Source organism: Lysinibacillus sp. Bpr_S20, from assembly GCF_023337835.1.
Lineage (GTDB): Bacteria > Bacillota > Bacilli > Bacillales_A > Planococcaceae > Lysinibacillus.
In genome coordinates this window covers 18039-35403 of record NZ_JALNLQ010000014.1, presented here as the reverse complement: position 1 = coordinate 35403, position 17365 = coordinate 18039, and the positions used below count along the sequence as shown (strand labels likewise).

Genomic DNA, 17365 nt, shown 5'->3' with positions numbered 1-17365 from the left:
ATTATCTAAAAATTGAAAAAGTAATACAGTTAAATAGACATGTCAAACAAGAAAAAATAATTGTAGGAGGGAAGCGAATGGTTGTAAAGCAAGGTACGAAGCCATTGACAGGGCAGGAATATTTAGAAAGTTTAAAGGATAGCCGGGAAATTTGGTTACATGGTGAACGTGTGAAGGATGTCACGACCCATCCGGCTTTTCGAAATTCGGCACGATCGATTTCGCGTTTATATGATGCCATGCATGACCCAAAGTACAAAGATATTTTAACTTGTGAAACGGATACGGGTAGTGGAGGTTATACGCATAGTTATTTCCGGGCAGCACGTAGCGCGGATGATTTAATTAAAGGACGAGATGCTATTGTTGCTTGGGCCCGTCTTACATATGGGCAGATGGGGCGGACACCAGACTATAAAGCTTCATTCCTTGCAACACTTGGAGGGAATCCTGAATATTATTCACCTTACCAGGAAAATGCAAAGCGTTGGTATAAAGAATCGCAAGAACGAAATTGGTTCTTTAATCATGCAATTGTGAATCCACCTGTTGATCGACATAAAGATGTCCATGAAGTAGGAGATGTTTTTATCCAAGTAGAGCGTGAAACTGACGAAGGCCTGATTATTAGTGGCTCAAAGATGGTGGCTACAGGATCAGCTATTACTAATTACAATTTTGTTGGTACGTATGGATTACCGATTAAAGATAAAAAATTTGCTGTTGTCTTTATTGCACCAATGGATGCACCCGGTGTGAAGCTTATTAGTCGTGCTTCGTATGAAATGACGTCTGCAGTTATGGGGAGTCCATTCGATTACCCGCTAAGTAGTCGTTTCGATGAAAATGATGCGGTCCTTGTGTTTGAGCAAGCACTTATCCCGTGGGAAAATATTTTAATTTATGAAGATATGCAAAAAACAACTTCATTCTTTGTAGAAAGCGGTTTCATTAATCGTTTTACTTTCCAAGGTGTCACACGCTTAGCGGTGAAATTAGATTTTATTATTGGTGTCTTATTGAAAGCATTGAAAACAGCGGGCACTGATCAATTCCGTGGTGTACAGGTGCATATTGGTGAAATTATAGCTTGGCGTCATATGTTCTGGTCATTAAGTGATGCTATGGCACTGAATCCTGAGAAAAAAGAAAATGGCACTGTTGTTCCGAATTTAAATGGCGGATTAGCCTACCGTGTATTTTTACAGGAAGGTTGGCCAAAGATTAAAGGTATCATTCAGCAGATTGTAGCGGGGAATTTAATCGTCCAACCATCTAGTGCAAGGGATTTTTTAAATGAAGAATTCCGTCCGACATTAGATAAGCTTTACCGTGGTTCAAATGGTATTGAAGCACTTGAAAAAATTAAAACAATTAAGCTACTTTGGGATGCGATTGGTACTGAATTTGGCGGCCGTAGTGAATTATATGAACGTAATTATGCTGGAAATCATGAAGATATTCGATTACAAACATTATTCGGTGCACAAGGTAGCGGTAAAATAGATGAATTTATCGCGTTTGCTGAGCAATGTATGGCAGATTACGATTTAACGGGGTGGACAGACCCTACGTGGGTTAACCCAGATGATGTGAATTATTTTGCAAATAAATACTGAAAACAATTAGGGGGAATGTTGGATGTCAAATTTTGATGTAGCACAATTAGCGCATGTGGAGCTTTTTACACCAAAGCCAGAGGAATCTTTAAAGTTCTTTACGGATTATATGGGATTACAAATTACTGCACGCGAGGGGCAATCAGTTTATTTACGAGGCTATGAAGATTTTTATCATCATACATTAAAGCTTACGGAAGGAAAAGAGGCTGGGCTTGGCCATTCTGCATGGCGAGCAAGTTCACCTGAAGCATTAGAGCGCCGTGTCGCATCTTTAGAAAAAAGTGGTTACGGAAAAGGCTGGATTGATGGTGATTTGGGTCATGGTCGTGCCTACCAATTCGTCACACCAGATGGACACAATCAAGAAATTTTATGGGAAGTAGATTATTTCCAACCAGCTGAAGATCAAAAAACATTGTTAAAAAGTCGTCCACAAAAGCGTCCATTAATGGGTGTTCCAGCGCGTCGTTTAGATCATATCAACTTAATGTGTAGGGACGTGGCGAAAAACCGTGAGTTTATGTCCGAGCATTTAGGCTTCAAATTACGTGAGCAAATCGTTTTAAACAATGATGAAGAAATTGGTGCATGGATGAGTGTTAGCCCACTTGTACATGAGGTAGCGTTAATGAACGATCAAACTGGCAATAGTGGCCGCTTCCATCATATTGCATTTTGGTACGGCTATCCACAGCATCTAATGGATACAGCAGATATTTTTGTGGAAAACGGTATTCAAATAGAAGCTGGGCCAGGAAAGCATGGAGTGAGTCAAGCGTACTTCATGTACGTGATGGAGCCTGGTGGCAACCGAGTAGAATTATTTGGCGATTCAGGTTACCTAATTTTCGATCCTGATTGGAAGCCAATAACATGGCGTGAAAATGAGTTAGAAGAAGCGATTGTTTGGTATGGCTCTCCATTACCTAATGAATATTTCTTATATGGTACCCCAGATCGAGCGGTAAAAGTTCCAGTGAAATAAACAGTAGTAGGGTCATTATAACGTAGGGGTGATTTCCGTTCCGACTGGGCGCTTTGCCGCTGACGCTTCGCTTTCGCGCAGAGCAGAGCTTCCTGGGGGCGTCCGATGAGCCGCTTCGCTTCGCTGCAGGGTCTCGGGGCAACAGATGTTTTTTGCGCGAAAGCGTAGTGTTAACGCAGCGGCAGCAGCAGGATGTTGGTCACGAAGGCGTTATCACAGGATGTGATGTTCTTAGCCTTCGTTCCCCTATCGCTGATCCCCAAGGAGTCGCCCAGTCTCCACTCCAATCAATTTGTATACATGGCATATGTTTTAACAAATATCATCGCGAACTTTTGGGGATGAATAAGCCAGTAGTAGTTTAATTGTAAAAATATCCAAATCGCTGTCTTAAATACTACTTCATAGTATTTGAGACAGCACTATATTATGAGGGGGTTATGTAATGGAGGATCGTCTGTTTAGAAATGCGATGGGGAAATTTGCAACGGGTGTAACAGTCATTACAACAAATGTAAATGGCAGTATCCATGGCATGACTGCGAATGCGTTCATGTCTGTTTCACTTGATCCAAAATTAGTGGTTATCTCTATCGGTGAAAAAGCTTCTATGCTGAAGCATATCCAACAAAGTGGAACATTTACGGTCAATTTTTTATCAGCGGAGCAGCAAGAGTTATCGATGATATTTGCTGGACAAATCAAAGAAAAGCGTCATGTAACATTCGGTGATTTACAAGGTGCACCTACAATTGAAGGCGCTATTGCACAAGTAAGTTGTGAGGTAGCAAACACATATATAGAAGGTGATCATACATTATTTATCGGACGAGTGAAAAACATTCATCTAGAAGACGGGGATCCATTGCTATTCTTTAATGGACAGTACGGTGCATTGTCAGCAGAAACAACGCTACAGGTCTAGGAGGTTAGGTATGGACAGACAACTTTATGCAGAGAAATTACAGGTGGCTGAGGCAACGAAGCAACCGATCGAGCCACTATCATCTATTGTTCCAGACATAACGGCAGATGATGCTTATGCTATTCAATTACTTCAAATTGCTTCGAAGCAACAAGAGGGGAAGCGGATTGTCGGCAAAAAGATTGGTTTAACGAGTAAAGCGATGCAACAGCAATTTAAAGTTTCAGAGCCAGACTACGGTCATATTTTATCGGATATGGTGGAAGTCGACGGTGCCACAATCTCACTCAATCATTTCATTCAACCAAAGTTGGAATTTGAGATTGCGTTTGTTTTGAAGAAGAACTTATATGGACCAAATATTACAGTGGAGGATGTCATTGAGGCGACAGATTACATTGTCCCTGCACTAGAAGTAATAGATAGTCGCATAGCGGATTGGAAAATTCGTTTTGAAGATACAGTCGCAGACAATGGTTCTTCCGCCATGGTCATTATCGGAGGGACACCTACTAAATTGCAAGATATAGACTTACCGCATATTGGCATGAATGTTTACCGCGATGGTGAATTGTTTGATAGTGCAGCCGCAGCTGCTGTTATGGGTGATCCATTGCTTGCAGTTGCATGGTTAGCCAATAAACTTAGTAAATATAATATCGGTTTGCAGGCGGGTGAATTTGTGTTAGCAGGCGCATTAACAGCTGCGGTCACAATTGAGGATGGAGATACGTTTACGGCAGAGTTTGCCCATCTAGGTACTGTGTCCGCTACGTTTAGGCTGAAGGAGGAGAATTGAAGATGGCAAAGTTGAAAGTTGCGATTTTAGGCTCCGGTAATATCGGTACAGATTTAATGTACAAAATTGAGCGTAGTGATTACTTAACAATGAGTGTCATGGTAGGAATTGACCCTGATTCTGAGGGAATTCAACGTGCAAAGGCTCGTGGCTATCAGACAATCACGAACGGAATAGATGGCCTAGTGGCATGCCCTGAGCTTTTTGATATTGTGTTCGATGCTACAACGGCAAAGGCGCATTCTATGCACAGTGAGAGAGTGCTTGCTCTTGGCAAAAAGATCATTGATTTAACACCAGCTGCTATTGGCCCTTTCGTAGTACCGTGTGCTAATTTGGAAAAATTCGCGACGGCCGATAACGTCAATATGGTGACATGTGGTGGCCAAGCGACTATTCCAATTGTCTATGCTATTAATCAAGTAGCTGATGTTGACTATGCGGAAATCGTTGCAACGGTAGCAAGTAAAAGTGCAGGACCTGGTACAAGGGCAAATATTGATGAATTTACACGAACAACAGCCAATGCAATAGAGGACGTAGGCGGAGCGAATAGGGGAAAGGCCATTATTATTTTAAACCCAGCTGATCCGCCGATTATGATGCGTGATACTGTGCATGTTTTAGTGAATGAAGGGGATAAGGAACAAGAAATTATCAAAGCAATTGAAGATATAGTGCTAGCTGTTCAGCAATATGTACCTGGCTATCGCATGACGAGCGCTCCTATTTTTAATGGTAAACAAGTATCGATCTTTTTAGAGGTAGAGGGAGCGGGAGATTTTTTCCCAACCTATTCAGGAAATCTCGATATTATGACGGCTGCAGCAGTACAAGTAGGGAATGAAATTGCTAAACAGTATCATGAAATAGTGAGGGCGAACGAAGCGGAGGTGAGTAAATGACAAAATTAACAGTTTTAGATGTCACATTGCGTGATGGTAGTCATTCAATGCGCCATGCATTTACAGAACAGCAAGTGAGAGATGTAGCTCATGGTCTAAGGAAAGCAAAGGTGAAATATTTTGAGGTATCACATGGAGATGGATTAGGGGGCTCTTCTCTACAGTACGGCTTTTCAAAAGTGGATGAACTGAAATTAATCGAGGCGGCACGAGAAGAATGTGGTGATTCGGCGATTTCGGTCTTGATTTTACCTGGTATAGGTGTAAAGGAAGATTTGAAAAATGCAGTGAAGGCAGGAGCTAAAATGGCTCGGGTGGCAACGCATGTTACTGAGGCTGATGTTGCGGGACAACATATTTACTTAAGCCGTGAGCTAGGATTGAAAACAGTTGGCTTTTTAATGATGGCGCATATGGCTTCAACGTCTGTAATAGTAGAACAAGCGAAGTTATTTGAGCGTTACGGTGCAGAAATTATTTATGTGACAGATTCAGCAGGTGCCATGCTACCTCATGAGGTCAAGGAGCGTGTAGCCGCATTGAAGTCACATGTTTCTTGTGAAATTGGTTTCCATGCGCATAATAATTTATCACTTGCCATGGCAAATACGATAGCTGCTGTCGAAGCAGGTGCTACGTATGTGGATGGTAGTTTACGTTCTTTAGGTGCGGGAAGTGGCAACGCACAAACAGAAGTCATGGTTGCTGTTTTCGATCGTCTCGGCTATGAAACGGGGATTGATTTATATAGTGTAATCGATGTTGCTAATGAAGTAGTTGCACCAATTATGCCGCGCCCGCAAGAAATAACAGGCTCTAGTTTAATGATGGGCTACGCTGGTGTCTACTCTAGCTTTCTATTATTTACGCAGGAAGCAGCAAAAAAATACAACGTTGATGAACGTGAAATTTTACTGGAGCTCGGCAAGATGAAAGCGGTAGGTGGTCAAGAGGATTTAATTGCAGAGATTGCTCGTAAGATAGCCAATCCTACACAGACAGTAAATTAGAAATGGAGGAACGAGCCATGATGAAAACCGATACGCTAGATCAAATTGCGTATGAGCTGTATAAAGCGGAGCGAGATGTATCAGAAGTCACGAAGTTTGTTGATCAGTATCCAGAACTGACGGTGGCAACAGCTTATGACATTCAAGACAAACTAATTGAACTCAAGCGTATGCATGAGCAAACAACCATTTCAGGGTTAAAGCTTGGCTTAACGAGTAAGGCTAAACAACAAATGATGGGTGTACATGAGCCTTCTTATGGCGTGTTGTTGGCGAATATGGCGCTAAACCCACAGCTGCCGATTTCCTTAAAATCTTTAATTCATCCAAAAATTGAGCCAGAGATAGCCTTTGTATTTAAAGAAGATTTACGCGGTCCAATTGTAACCGTTGCGCAAGTATTGAAAGCAACGGATTATATTGCACCTGCAATGGAAATTATCGATAGTCGTTATTTAAATTTCAATTTTACTTTACCAGATGTAATTGCTGATAACTCTTCTTCTTCGCGTTACATATTGGGTTCACAAAAGTATGCGGTGAACGAAGTGGATCTTGTAAATATGGGCTGTATTTTCACGCACAATGATGAAATTTTTGCGACGAGTACAGCAGGCTCGGTGATGGGGCATCCAGCACGTGCCATTGCATGGATGGCAAATAAATTAATCGCTCGAGGACAACACATTCGAGCTGGAGATATTGTGTTAAGTGGTGCGTTAACAGGCGCCGCAACAATGCATGCAGGGGATAGCTTTACTGTAAGCTTTGACGGAATGGAGTCGTTAACAGTTGAAGTAGAGCGATAGAGAAGGAGGAAGGTGAAATGCCAATTATTCAAGTAACATTTATTGAAGGACGTACACCAGAACAAAAGGAACGGTTAATTGAAGAAGTAAGTAAAACCGTGTCTTCTGTTTTAGATGCACCGCTTGAAACAGTTCGTGTGTGCTTACATGAAATTCCAAGCACTCATTGGGGAATTGCAGGGAAGTCCGTCCAACGTCGACAAAATGAATAATAAGGAGTGTCTACTATGGGAAATACTCAAACTAAATTGAAAGTAGTTAAGCTATTTATTAATGGGGAATATGTAGAATCTTCTTCTCAAACAGTGTTTGAGGTGAAAAATCCTGCGACTCAGGAGATTATTGCACAAGTCCATGAAGCGAGTTTTGAAGATGTGGATCGAGCGTGTGAAGCAGCACGGCAAGCTTTTGAAGAAGGACCATGGCGTACGATGCCTTTATCTGAGCGATTGGCGAAAATTCGTCGGATGGCAGAGATTATTTTAGAACGCAAAGAGGAGTTAGCGCGCTTAGAAGCATTAGATGTAGGTAAGCCCTATCAAGTAGCATTAGAACGTGAAATTCCTCGCGCCGCGGAAAATTTAAAGTTTTTTGCTGATTTTATGGAACAGCAAGGCGGCGAAGTATACCCGATGAATGACGCTTATTTAAATTATACGCGCTATGAGCCCGTTGGCGTTGCTGCGTTAATTACCCCTTGGAATTTGCCGTTTATGCTAACAACATGGAAGCTTGGTCCATGTTTAGCTTCTGGGAATACAGCGGTTATAAAACCTGCAGAAATTACACCTTTAACCGTATCGTTACTTGGTGAAATTGCACAACAGGCGGGTATTCCAGATGGTGTGGTTAATGTTGTCCATGGCTTTGGGGTACAATCAGCAGGAGAATTTATGACGACACACCCTGAAGTCGATTTAATTTCCTTCACTGGAGAAACAACGACAGGGAAAGCCATCATGAAAAACGGTGCTGATTCATTGAAAAAAGTTTCCTTTGAATTAGGTGGTAAGGCAGCAAACATTATTTTTGAAGATGCGAATTTAGAAAAAGCCATCCCGATATCGATTCAAGCAGCATTTATGAATTCCGGTCAAGTTTGTCTAGCAGGATCACGTATTTTAGTACAACGTTCGATCTTAGATGAATTCCTAACACGTTTTAAAGAAGCGGCTGCAGCATTAGTCGTTGGTGACCCTCAAGATTCAAAAACGAATATGGGGCCAGTTGTAAGTGAAGCACATTATAATAAGGTAACAAGCTATTTAAGAATAGCTGAATATGAAAATTCTACGCTTATTTATGGTGGTGAACGTCCTGAATTACCAGCGTATCTAAATACAGGTTATTATTTACAACCGACCATCTATTTACAAGAAAATCCACAAGCCCGTATTTGCCAAGAGGAGATTTTCGGTCCTATTGTGACAATTATCCCGTTTGATACGGAGGAAGAGGCACTGGCGATAGCAAATGGAACAGAGTACGGTTTAAATGCAGTTGTCTGGACGGAAAACTTACAGCGTGCACACCGTATTTCACATGATGTACGTGCAGGAACGATTTGGGTAAATTGCTGGTTTGTGCGTGACTTACGTGCTCCGTTTGGAGGCTTTAAAAAGAGTGGCGTAGGACGTGAAGGGGGTCACCATAGCTTAGAATTCTTCACGGAAGCGAAAAATATTTGTATAGCGTTGAAGTGAGGGCTAGCATTGGCCTAATTCGGAGAGTATCTCAGAAATGTTTCTGGGATACTTTTTTATTTTTTGTCTAAAAAAGCTAGCCCCCAAGCTGGGACGGAAATCAACCCTACGTTATGATAATGAGTCTAAAAAAAGCAGAGAGTATTTGTCCTCTCTGCTCACTAATCAATATATTATTATAGGTTTATCGCTTTTACTTCATCAATATTTTCAAGCTGTGCAACGAATGTTAGGTCTTCTTCTGTTACAGTATTGTCGATTGTTAGCATCATGACTGCTGTACCGCCAACTTGTGCACGACCTACTTGCATTGTTGCGATGTTCACATCTTTTTCTGCTAGTTTTGTTGCTACGCGGCCGATTGCACCTGGTTTGTCAGTGTTTTTAATGTAAAGAAGGTGGCCTTGTGGAATAACGTCAACAACATAGTCTTCTACTTTCACAATACGTGCGCCTAAACCGTTTAATAATGTCCCAGCAACTGTATGTGTTTCGTTTACTGTTTTAATTTCAATCGTAATTAAGCTAGTGAAGCCTTTAGCAGTTGTTGTTTTATGCTCATTAATTTTCATGCCGATACGTTCAGATAGGTAGCGAGCATTTACATCATTCACATGATTACCGTGGTTTTTAGCTAGTAAGCCTTTTAACGCGTTTGATGTTAGTGGACGTACATCATAATTTGCTACTTCACCAGCATAAGATAAGTTGATTTCTTTCACAGGCTCAGTAGTCAGTTGAGATAAGAATGAACCTAGTTTTTCAGCTAATTCAAAGAAAGGCTCGACTTGTGCAAGTAACTCTTTTGGAATAGAAGGCATGTTTACTGGGTTCGTAACAGTACCTGTTTTATAGAATTTAATGATGTCGTTTGAAACGTCAACAGCTACAGACTCCTGTGCTTCAATTGTAGATGCACCTAAGTGAGGTGTCGCGATTACTTGTGGTAAAGTAAGTAGCTTGTGATCTGTTGCTGGCTCAGATACGAATACGTCAAGAGCTGCCCCAGCTACTTTACCTTCTACGATTGCATCGTATAAATCATCCTCATTGATAATACCGCCACGTGCACAGTTAATGATACGCACGCCTTCTTTCATCATGGCGAATTTTTCTTTGTTAATAAGGTTGCGTGTCTCAGGAAGAAGTGGTGTGTGTACTGTAATGAAATCTGCATTTGCACAAATTTCTTCTACTGTTGATTTTGTTACGCCTAACTCTTTTGCGCGTTCATCCGTTAGGAATGGATCGTATGCCATAACGTTCATACGTTGGCCTTTTGCACGATAAGCAACTTCAACACCGATACGCCCGAAGCCTACAACGCCTAGAGTTTTATTTTTAAGCTCAACCCCAACATAAGATTTACGATCCCATTTACCATTTTTAAGTGTATTAAATGCTTGTGGGATGTGACGAGCAAGTGAAGTCATCATGGCAATAGTGTGCTCAGCAGCAGAGTTAGTGTTACCGTCTGGTGCATTCACAACGATAATGCCGTGTTCAGTAGCAGCAGTTAGATCAATGTTGTCTACACCTACTCCAGCACGTCCAATAAGTTTTAAGTTTTTAGCCGCTTCAATTACTTCACGTGTTACCGTTGTTTGAGAGCGTACTAGTAAAACATCTACATCCGCAATTTTGGCTATTAATTCTTCTGGTGCAAGACCAGTATCAACGATGATGTTTAAGTCTAAATCTTGTTCTTGTCGTAGTGGGAAAATACCATCTTCACTTAGTGGGTCAGCGATAAATACGTTAATTGTTTTTGTTGCAGTAGTCATTTGTAATTAGCTCCTTTTAATTAAAATTGGTAATGGTCTTTATATACGAAACAGTCTGAATTTTGTAAACAAACATCTTACAGCATACAAACAATCTCCTTTCAAAAATAAAACAATAAAAAAGCCTTCCGCGCCTTACAAACACAAAGATTGTGTTGTAAGGGGCGAAAGGCTGAATAAACATTGGTTCGCGGTACCACCCTTAATCACTGCTTGAAGAAAGAATTCTAGCAGTCTTAGCTATATGCGTAACGTGCATGTGACGGATAAGCTTACTTTGGAGATGTTCGGCTTATCTATTCAGGAGTGGAACTATTATCGTAGAAATCACTGATTTACACCAACCATCAGCTCTCTTTGGATTTTCTAGCGACTAGCGTGTCTCCGTCGTTATATTTTCGTGTGATTTAATTGTTAACATCATAATCCTTATTGTTCACCTTTGTCAATAATAATTCTGATAAAGATTAAAATTCATGACTTAGTACGTCTTCAAAACAGTTAAATACGAACTATTTATGCATTTTTGTTATTTATAGTTCGTGTTTACAGGGAGGACAATGAAAGCGCTATCGATATATGTTAAGTCAGATTACATGGGCGTTTAACAAATATTAGAGGTCGAAAATTATACATTGGAAACTTTCTTTGTTTAGTGGAGGAAAGCGAACATTGTTTTCTTGTCACATTTTCGTCAAAATTTTGATGTGTAGAAGGTAAACCGTCAATTTGAGAAGAATGTAAGTAAGGGAAGATTGATTTTTAGGGGGGATAGAATGATGTATGATGTAGCAATTGTCGGTGCAGGACTGGCAGGGTTAGTAGCTGCCTGTGAGTTAGCGGATGCAAAGAAAAAAATTCTATTAGTCGATCAAGAACCTGAAAATTCAATGGGGGGACAGGCATTCTGGTCTTTTGGTGGTATATTTTTAGTGAATTCACCCGAGCAAAAAAGGCTTGGTATTAAGGATAGTAAAGAGCTTGCATGGCAGGATTGGCAAGGAACAGCTGGCTTCGATCGTCTAGACGATGAAGATTCGTGGGCGTATAAATGGGCTAGAGCTTATGTAGATTTTGCAGCTGGTGAAAAATATAGTTGGTTAAAGTCTATGGGTATTAAGTTTTTTCCGGTCGTCGGTTGGGCAGAACGTGGGGGATCATTAGCAGGCGGCCACGGAAATTCGGTACCTAGGTTTCATATTGTTTGGGGAACTGGACCAGGTATTGTTAAGCCTTTTGCTGAAAAAGTGAAAAAGGCCATAAAGGATGGTTTTATAGATTTTAAACCAAGACATCGTGTAGATGAGTTTATTCAACAAGATGGAAAAATTACAGGAATTAGTGGAACAGTTTTAGCTCAAAGCTATGCAAACCGCGGTGAAAAAAGTTCTAGGCTAGGTATTGACGAATTTTCTTATGAAGCTGAAGCGGTTATTGTGGCAAGCGGTGGAATAGGTGCAAATTTAGATTTAATTAGAGAAAATTGGCCAGCGCGACTTGGAACACCGCCTCAAAATATGGTCAGTGGTGTACCTGCTTATGTAGATGGAAGAATGCTAGGAATTGCTGAGCATGCTGGTGGGCGTATCGTAAATCGAGACCGCATGTGGCATTATACAGAAGGCTTGAAAAATTGGGACCCTATTTGGCCAAATCACGGTATTAGAATTTTGCCTGGCCCTTCGTCATTATGGTTTGATGCAGAAGGAAATCGATTTGGAGCACCTAATTTTCCTGGCTTTGATACGTTAAGCACATTAGAAGCAATTCAAAAAACAGGCTATGATTACTCGTGGTTTATTTTAACGGAAAAGATTATTGAAAAAGAATTTGCATTATCAGGCTCTGAACAAAATCCTGATTTAACCAATAAAAGTATTAGTGATGTTCTGAAACGTGTTTTGCCAGGGCCACCAGGTCCTATTCAGGCATTTAAAAATCATGGCGAAGATTTTGTTGTTGCACATGATTTAAAGGAGTTAGTGGATGGAATGAACAAGTTGGCTGGCAATGACCTTCTTGATTTTATCAAAATCAAAGATCAAATTTTAGCAAGGGATCGTGAAATGGACAATAAATTTACGAAGGACTTACAGGTTAATGCTATTCATGGAGCAAGAAACTATGTTGGTGATAAATTTATACGCGTTGCCAAACCCCATAAAATATTAGATCCAAAAAATTGGCCCCTTATCGCGGTGCGCTTAAATATTTTAACGCGAAAAACATTAGGAGGCTTACAGACAAATTTGAATGGTGCCGTGTTAGGAATGGATGGACAGCCTGTACCAGGTTTATTTGCAGCCGGGGAAGTTAGTGGTTTTGGCGGTGGCGGTGTACATGGTTACCGTGCATTAGAAGGGACATTTGTTGGTGGTTGTTTATTTAGTGGTCGACAGGTAGGGCGATACTTGGCAAAAGGGGAATGAAGACAAATTTAGGTGAGATTTAGCAAGTCGTAGAGAGAGGGAAATCGCTCGGGTAAGCCGGAAAAGTGATCGGGTACCGCCGGAAATCGCTCAGGTAAGCCAGGAAAGTGATCGGGTACCGCCGGAAATCGCTCAGGTAAGCTGGAAAAGTGATCGGGTGCGGAGGTAAAGCGCTCAGGTAAGCTGGAAAAGTGATCGGGTACCGTGGGAAATTTGCTCAGGTAAGCCGACAAATCGCTCGGGTACTAAAAATATCTGCTCAGGTAAACACGTAATCACTGGCCCTGTACAGAGAGTAACCCCAAAAATAGAAAAGAGCATCATCTCAAATGGATGATGCTTTTTTCTCTCTTATATAGATGAATGTTGAACTTCAGCGATTTTAGCGATTTGTTCTTCAATCTGCTCTTTTGTCCAACCATTCTCTTCAACGAAGAAGTTACGTTTTGCGCGACGGCATTCATCTGAACAGCTTCGCATATAGAAGGACTCATGCTTTTCCTCGCAAAGCATTAATTTATGACATTCAGGATTTGCACAGTTTGTATAGCGTTCTGTCGGTTCGCCAGTGAAGAAATCCTTTCCGACAATTACATGCTCAACCTGATTAATTGGTACACTACGGCGTCGGTCGAAGACGAACATTTGTCCATCCCATAGTTGACCTTTTACTTCAGGGTCTTTAGCATACGTGGCAATTCCTCCATGTAATTGACCAACACTCTCCCCATAGCCCTCACGTTTTAACCAGCCAGAGAATTTTTCACAGCGAATACCACCTGTGCAGTAAGTTAAAATTTTCTTGTCAGCAAAATCTTCTTTATGAGCCTCCATCCAATCCGGTAGATCACGGAAGTTTTCGATATCTGGACGTACAGCACCACGGAAATGTCCGAGGTCATATTCGTAATCATTACGTGCATCAATAACTACTGTATTATCTTCCTGCATACGTTCCATAAATTCCTTTGGTGATAAATAATCTCCTGTTATTTCTAAAGGATTAATATCATCGTTTAAACCAAGATGTACAATCTCTCGACGAGGGCGCACATGCATCTTTTTAAAGGTATGTCCTTCAGCTTCATCAATTTTCCACATGATGTCGCTAAAACGAGGATCTGCCTTCATATGATTCATGTAAGCATCAGTTTGCTCGATGGTACCTGAAACCGTTCCATTAATACCCTCATAGCCAACTAAAATACGACCAAGTAGTCCGATTTCTTTACAAAATGCTAAATGTTCCTCTGCAAATGCTACAGGGTCTTCAATAGCTATATATTTATAATAAAGTAATACACGATAGTCTTTCTGTGTCACAATCATTAACCACCTTTAAATCAATTATTCGTCCTTAAATATAGCATATCAAGTTCAATTTTGCGTAGCTTAGAAGGAGTTTTCTAAAAAAACACGAATAGTACATAGTGAATGACTATTCATATTTGGGGGTGTTGGGATGGAATTTTCAACGATTACATTAGAAAAATTAGAACGCCGTGCAACATTAACATTAAATCGACCACATGCTATGAATGCTATGGACGATGTGATGATGCGTGAGCTTGCAGAATGCTTTGAGGCATTACAGCAAGAACAAGAAATACAAGTTCTTGTTATTCGCGGGGAAGGAAAAGTCTTTTCAGCAGGTGGCGATATTAAAGCGATGCTTGATCCAAATAAGCCGCTTAATATTAACGGGGCCATGGTTTATTTAACACGTATAGTCAAAGCATATTACCAGCTACCGATGATCGTCATTGCAGCGGTTCATGGAGCATCAGCTGGATTAGGATTTAGTCTAGCACTTGGGGCTGATATAGTTGTAGCATGTGAAAATAGTAAACTCGCTATGAACTTCATCGGCATAGGGCTCATCCCTGATGGTGGCGGTCATTTCTTTATGAAGGAACGTGTAGGTACTGTCAAAGCTAAACAAATGATTTGGGAGGGTAAGGTATTAACTGCATCGGAAGCACATGATGTAGGGTTAATTGACTATGTTGCACCAGATGGGACTGTTTTTGCAATTACTGACCAATTAGTTGGAAAAATGCTTGCTTCTCCAATTGCATCGATGATTACGACTAAAAAAATTCTACATGCTCAAAATTTACCGCAATTAGAGAGTATTTTATCAATGGAAGCAGCAGGTCAATCGGAAATGCGTAAAACAGCCGATCATTTAGAGGGAATCCATGCATTTGTAGAGAAAAGAGCACCTGCTTTTGTAGGGAAATAAATTTTAAAAAATCAAAGTGGTTAGACACATCGCTTTATTACTATAAATTAGAGGGATATGTCAGAAGATACATCCTTGTGAAGAGGTTGATTGGAGTGGAGACTGGGCGATTCCTTGGGGGACTAGCGTCACAGATGAGACCCTGGAGCGTAGCGAAGCGGCTCATCGGACGCCCCCAGGAAAGCGCCCAGTCGGAACGGAAATCAACCCCTCGTTTTGCCGAAGGGTCATCTGAATTCACACCTGACAGTATACTTTTATAGAAAGATTAAAAAATACCGCATCAGAAAAGCGCAAGAAGTCAACGTGTAAAAATTGATTTCCTGCGCTTTTAAGGCTTTAACCGGTTTTATCCGTGCCTTTTTACTAGCTATTTTTTAGACATGGAATAAGATTAATTTACCTGAGGAGTTTACAAGGCGATGAGTTTTGTTGGCAACACCTTTTTCTTCAATTTGTTGTAGACCGTTGATTTTTGCAGCCTCATCGTTTTCGAATGTCCATGTTTCGTCAAACAATGTTTCCCCAGTTTTTTCAAAAGCTGTAAAACGATAATTCTCCATAAAAACCCACCCTTTACTTAAATATATATCTATTATACATAGAAGGTTTATAAACTTCACGATAAAACTAGCGAATATTTCGATAAATTACGAAAGTTGTGGAAAATTTAAGGCAATACTAATAATGAATATTCTTTGAAGACATTTCTCATCTATCGCGAAGTATGATAAAATAGAACAAATATTCGGTTTTGGCGTGATTCATAAATGTCCAGAAATGAGACAAATAGCGATTAGTAAATGAATGAAGTAGCAATTCCAAAGTACTCAATAATTTACTACATTGCGAGTGATGAAAAATGACGACAAGGTATAGATTATTGATTTTGGACAATTATGCCGAGGCATAAATGATTATTTGAGGTGATTGGATGTCAGCAATTCGTTTTTTTCATATGGCAGATTTACATTTAGATAGTCCGTTTAAGGGCTTATTTGGTTTACCTGAGCAATACTTCAAAAGGATTCGAACAAGTACTTTTGAAGCTTTTGATAAAATTATTGAAAAAGCTATTCAGGAGAAACCTGATTTTTTACTGATTGTCGGTGATATATATGATGGGGAAAATCGTAGCTTACAGGCGCAAAGACGATTTCAAGATGCTATGGAAAAACTCTTTCAACATAATATCCCGGTCATTTTAAGCTATGGTAATCACGATCACTTAAATGGTGCTTGGACACGCTTTGCCTTACCGAGCAACGTTTATGAGCTACCAGCTGAAACAAGTGTTGTGCAATTAAAAATACGTGGTCAGCAAGTTAATATTTATGGCTTCAGTTATAGTGACCGCCATATAACGAAAACAATGATTGATAGTTATCCTGTTGCACAGGACCAGCATGCTATTCATATAGGTATGCTTCATGGTAGTGAAGCTAGCGATACAACGCATGCTGTTTATGCTCCGTTTACAAAAGATCAACTTCTTGAAAAGAACTATCATTATTGGGCTTTAGGGCATATTCATAAACGACAATTTTTACATCAACATCCATCGATTGTGTATCCAGGCAATATTCAAAGTCGACATCGGAAAGAGCAGGGGATTAAGGGCTTCTATGACGTAACTTTGTCACAAACCTCTACTGAATTGGAATTTGTACCGACCTCTACTGTTGTTTACAATACGGTAGAGGTAGATTGTACGAATGTGTTTCATGCAAATGAACTACTAAAAAAATGTGAGGAAGCACTGATGCTTAATCGTCAAGAGTATGGGGCATCTGTTGTTGAACTCCATTTAAAAAATATAGATGGACAATCACAATCTTTATTTGAACATGCCACAGTGGATGCATGGCTAGAAACAATTCGAGAAGCTGAGGATGGGATTGAACCAATGTGCTGGGTTCAAAAGCTTGTGTTACATCAATCTTCAGTATTGTATGAACATACTGCTGCAACTGAATCGGTGATGAATCTAATGGAGCAATGGGATCTTTCTGAATGGAAGGATATTTTAAAGGAACTATACCAACATGCTGGTGGTGCAAGACTGATCGAGCCTTTAACAGAACAGGATATTAAAAACTTAATGCACAACGCGCAGGAATTATTAGTAGAAGAAATTCAAAGGGTGTGA

Annotated in this window: 16 protein-coding genes and 1 other annotated feature; of the genes, 13 read left to right on the top strand and 3 right to left on the bottom strand. The window is 40.4% G+C overall.

Annotated elements, in window-relative coordinates; translation table 11 throughout:
* The first annotated feature begins 77 nt into the window (after positions 1–77).
* From MWJ95_RS22280 to MWJ95_RS22235, 10 genes are all read left to right on the top strand, one after another.
* Positions 78–1619, top strand: coding sequence for a 4-hydroxyphenylacetate 3-hydroxylase N-terminal domain-containing protein (locus MWJ95_RS22280; protein WP_249076121.1), 1542 nt, complete (start codon positions 78–80; stop codon positions 1617–1619).
* Between the two features lie 22 nt (positions 1620–1641).
* Positions 1642–2607 (top strand): catechol 2,3-dioxygenase, encoded by a 966-nt coding sequence (locus MWJ95_RS22275; RefSeq protein ID WP_249076122.1) that lies wholly within the window; start codon positions 1642–1644, stop codon positions 2605–2607.
* A gap of 152 nt (positions 2608–2759) precedes the next feature.
* Complete coding sequence (locus tag MWJ95_RS22270; protein ID WP_249107265.1) at positions 2760–2972, top strand: hypothetical protein; 213 nt, start codon at positions 2760–2762, stop codon at positions 2970–2972.
* An 80-nt stretch (positions 2973–3052) separates the two neighbouring features.
* Positions 3053–3532, top strand: coding sequence for a flavin reductase family protein (locus tag MWJ95_RS22265; protein ID WP_249107264.1), 480 nt, complete (start codon positions 3053–3055; stop codon positions 3530–3532).
* A gap of 10 nt (positions 3533–3542) precedes the next feature.
* Positions 3543–4331: a 2-keto-4-pentenoate hydratase gene (locus MWJ95_RS22260; RefSeq protein ID WP_249076299.1), complete on the top strand. Its 789-nt coding sequence runs from the start codon at positions 3543–3545 to the stop codon at positions 4329–4331.
* A 2-nt stretch (positions 4332–4333) separates the two neighbouring features.
* On the top strand, positions 4334–5236 hold the full coding sequence (locus MWJ95_RS22255; protein ID WP_249107263.1) for an acetaldehyde dehydrogenase (acetylating): 903 nt from the start codon (positions 4334–4336) through the stop codon (positions 5234–5236).
* Positions 5233–6246, top strand: coding sequence for a 4-hydroxy-2-oxovalerate aldolase (dmpG, locus tag MWJ95_RS22250; protein ID WP_249107262.1), 1014 nt, complete (start codon positions 5233–5235; stop codon positions 6244–6246). The genes MWJ95_RS22255 and dmpG overlap by 4 nt, the downstream gene beginning before the upstream one ends.
* Positions 6247–6263: 17 nt before the next feature.
* The gene (locus MWJ95_RS22245) at positions 6264–7055 is read left to right on the top strand and encodes a 2-keto-4-pentenoate hydratase (protein ID WP_249107261.1); all 792 of its coding nucleotides are present in this window, start codon (positions 6264–6266) and stop codon (positions 7053–7055) included.
* A 17-nt stretch (positions 7056–7072) separates the two neighbouring features.
* Positions 7073–7267: a 4-oxalocrotonate tautomerase gene (locus tag MWJ95_RS22240; protein WP_249076295.1), complete on the top strand. Its 195-nt coding sequence runs from the start codon at positions 7073–7075 to the stop codon at positions 7265–7267.
* Between the two features lie 15 nt (positions 7268–7282).
* A complete protein-coding gene (locus MWJ95_RS22235) occupies positions 7283–8758 on the top strand; it encodes an aldehyde dehydrogenase (RefSeq protein WP_249076294.1) in 1476 nt (491 codons plus the stop codon).
* Between the two features lie 176 nt (positions 8759–8934).
* Here the strand turns inward: MWJ95_RS22235 and serA are convergent, their stop codons facing one another.
* Positions 8935–10542, bottom strand: a complete 1608-nt coding sequence (gene serA / locus MWJ95_RS22230) for a phosphoglycerate dehydrogenase (protein WP_249076293.1) — start codon at positions 10540–10542, stop codon at positions 8935–8937.
* A 157-nt stretch (positions 10543–10699) separates the two neighbouring features.
* Positions 10700–10942: a binding site (T-box leader), on the bottom strand.
* Positions 10943–11318: 376 nt separating this feature from the next.
* Between serA and MWJ95_RS22225 the strand changes: the two genes are divergently transcribed.
* Positions 11319–12971, top strand: coding sequence for an FAD-binding dehydrogenase (locus MWJ95_RS22225; protein ID WP_249076292.1), 1653 nt, complete (start codon positions 11319–11321; stop codon positions 12969–12971).
* Between the two features lie 351 nt (positions 12972–13322).
* Here MWJ95_RS22225 and trhO read toward each other — a convergent pair whose 3' ends face one another.
* Positions 13323–14294 carry an oxygen-dependent tRNA uridine(34) hydroxylase TrhO gene (gene trhO, locus MWJ95_RS22220; protein WP_249076291.1) on the bottom strand — a complete coding sequence of 324 codons (972 nt, stop codon included), beginning with the start codon at positions 14292–14294 and terminating at the stop codon, positions 13323–13325.
* Positions 14295–14433: 139 nt separating this feature from the next.
* On the opposite strand from trhO, the gene MWJ95_RS22215 reads away from it, so the two are divergent.
* Entirely contained in the window at positions 14434–15216 is a 783-nt protein-coding gene (locus MWJ95_RS22215; protein ID WP_249076290.1) for an enoyl-CoA hydratase, read from the top strand.
* A gap of 377 nt (positions 15217–15593) precedes the next feature.
* Here the strand turns inward: MWJ95_RS22215 and MWJ95_RS22210 are convergent, their stop codons facing one another.
* Entirely contained in the window at positions 15594–15779 is a 186-nt protein-coding gene (locus MWJ95_RS22210) for a YhzD family protein (RefSeq protein ID WP_132364027.1), read from the bottom strand.
* A gap of 371 nt (positions 15780–16150) precedes the next feature.
* Here MWJ95_RS22210 and MWJ95_RS22205 point away from each other — a divergent pair, with 371 nt between their 5' ends.
* A complete protein-coding gene (locus tag MWJ95_RS22205; RefSeq protein ID WP_249107260.1) occupies positions 16151–17365 on the top strand; it encodes a metallophosphoesterase family protein in 1215 nt (404 codons plus the stop codon).

What these genes read in the sequence shown, in the direction of transcription:
- MWJ95_RS22280 (WP_249076121.1), top strand. Translation starts at nt 78, where the DNA reads ATGGTTGTAAAGCAAGGTACGAAGCCATTGACAGGGCAGGAATATTTA.
- MWJ95_RS22275 (WP_249076122.1), top strand. Translation starts at nt 1,642, where the DNA reads ATGTCAAATTTTGATGTAGCACAATTAGCGCATGTGGAGCTTTTTACA.
- MWJ95_RS22265 (WP_249107264.1), top strand. Translation starts at nt 3,053, where the DNA reads ATGGAGGATCGTCTGTTTAGAAATGCGATGGGGAAATTTGCAACGGGT.
- MWJ95_RS22260 (WP_249076299.1), top strand. Translation starts at nt 3,543, where the DNA reads ATGGACAGACAACTTTATGCAGAGAAATTACAGGTGGCTGAGGCAACG.
- MWJ95_RS22255 (WP_249107263.1), top strand. Translation starts at nt 4,334, where the DNA reads ATGGCAAAGTTGAAAGTTGCGATTTTAGGCTCCGGTAATATCGGTACA.
- dmpG (WP_249107262.1), top strand. Translation starts at nt 5,233, where the DNA reads ATGACAAAATTAACAGTTTTAGATGTCACATTGCGTGATGGTAGTCAT.
- MWJ95_RS22245 (WP_249107261.1), top strand. Translation starts at nt 6,264, where the DNA reads ATGATGAAAACCGATACGCTAGATCAAATTGCGTATGAGCTGTATAAA.
- MWJ95_RS22240 (WP_249076295.1), top strand. Translation starts at nt 7,073, where the DNA reads ATGCCAATTATTCAAGTAACATTTATTGAAGGACGTACACCAGAACAA.
- MWJ95_RS22235 (WP_249076294.1), top strand. Translation starts at nt 7,283, where the DNA reads ATGGGAAATACTCAAACTAAATTGAAAGTAGTTAAGCTATTTATTAAT.
- serA (WP_249076293.1), bottom strand. Translation starts at nt 10,542, where the DNA reads ATGACTACTGCAACAAAAACAATTAACGTATTTATCGCTGACCCACTA.
- MWJ95_RS22225 (WP_249076292.1), top strand. Translation starts at nt 11,319, where the DNA reads ATGATGTATGATGTAGCAATTGTCGGTGCAGGACTGGCAGGGTTAGTA.
- MWJ95_RS22215 (WP_249076290.1), top strand. Translation starts at nt 14,434, where the DNA reads ATGGAATTTTCAACGATTACATTAGAAAAATTAGAACGCCGTGCAACA.
- MWJ95_RS22210 (WP_132364027.1), bottom strand. Translation starts at nt 15,779, where the DNA reads ATGGAGAATTATCGTTTTACAGCTTTTGAAAAAACTGGGGAAACATTG.
- MWJ95_RS22205 (WP_249107260.1), top strand. Translation starts at nt 16,151, where the DNA reads ATGTCAGCAATTCGTTTTTTTCATATGGCAGATTTACATTTAGATAGT.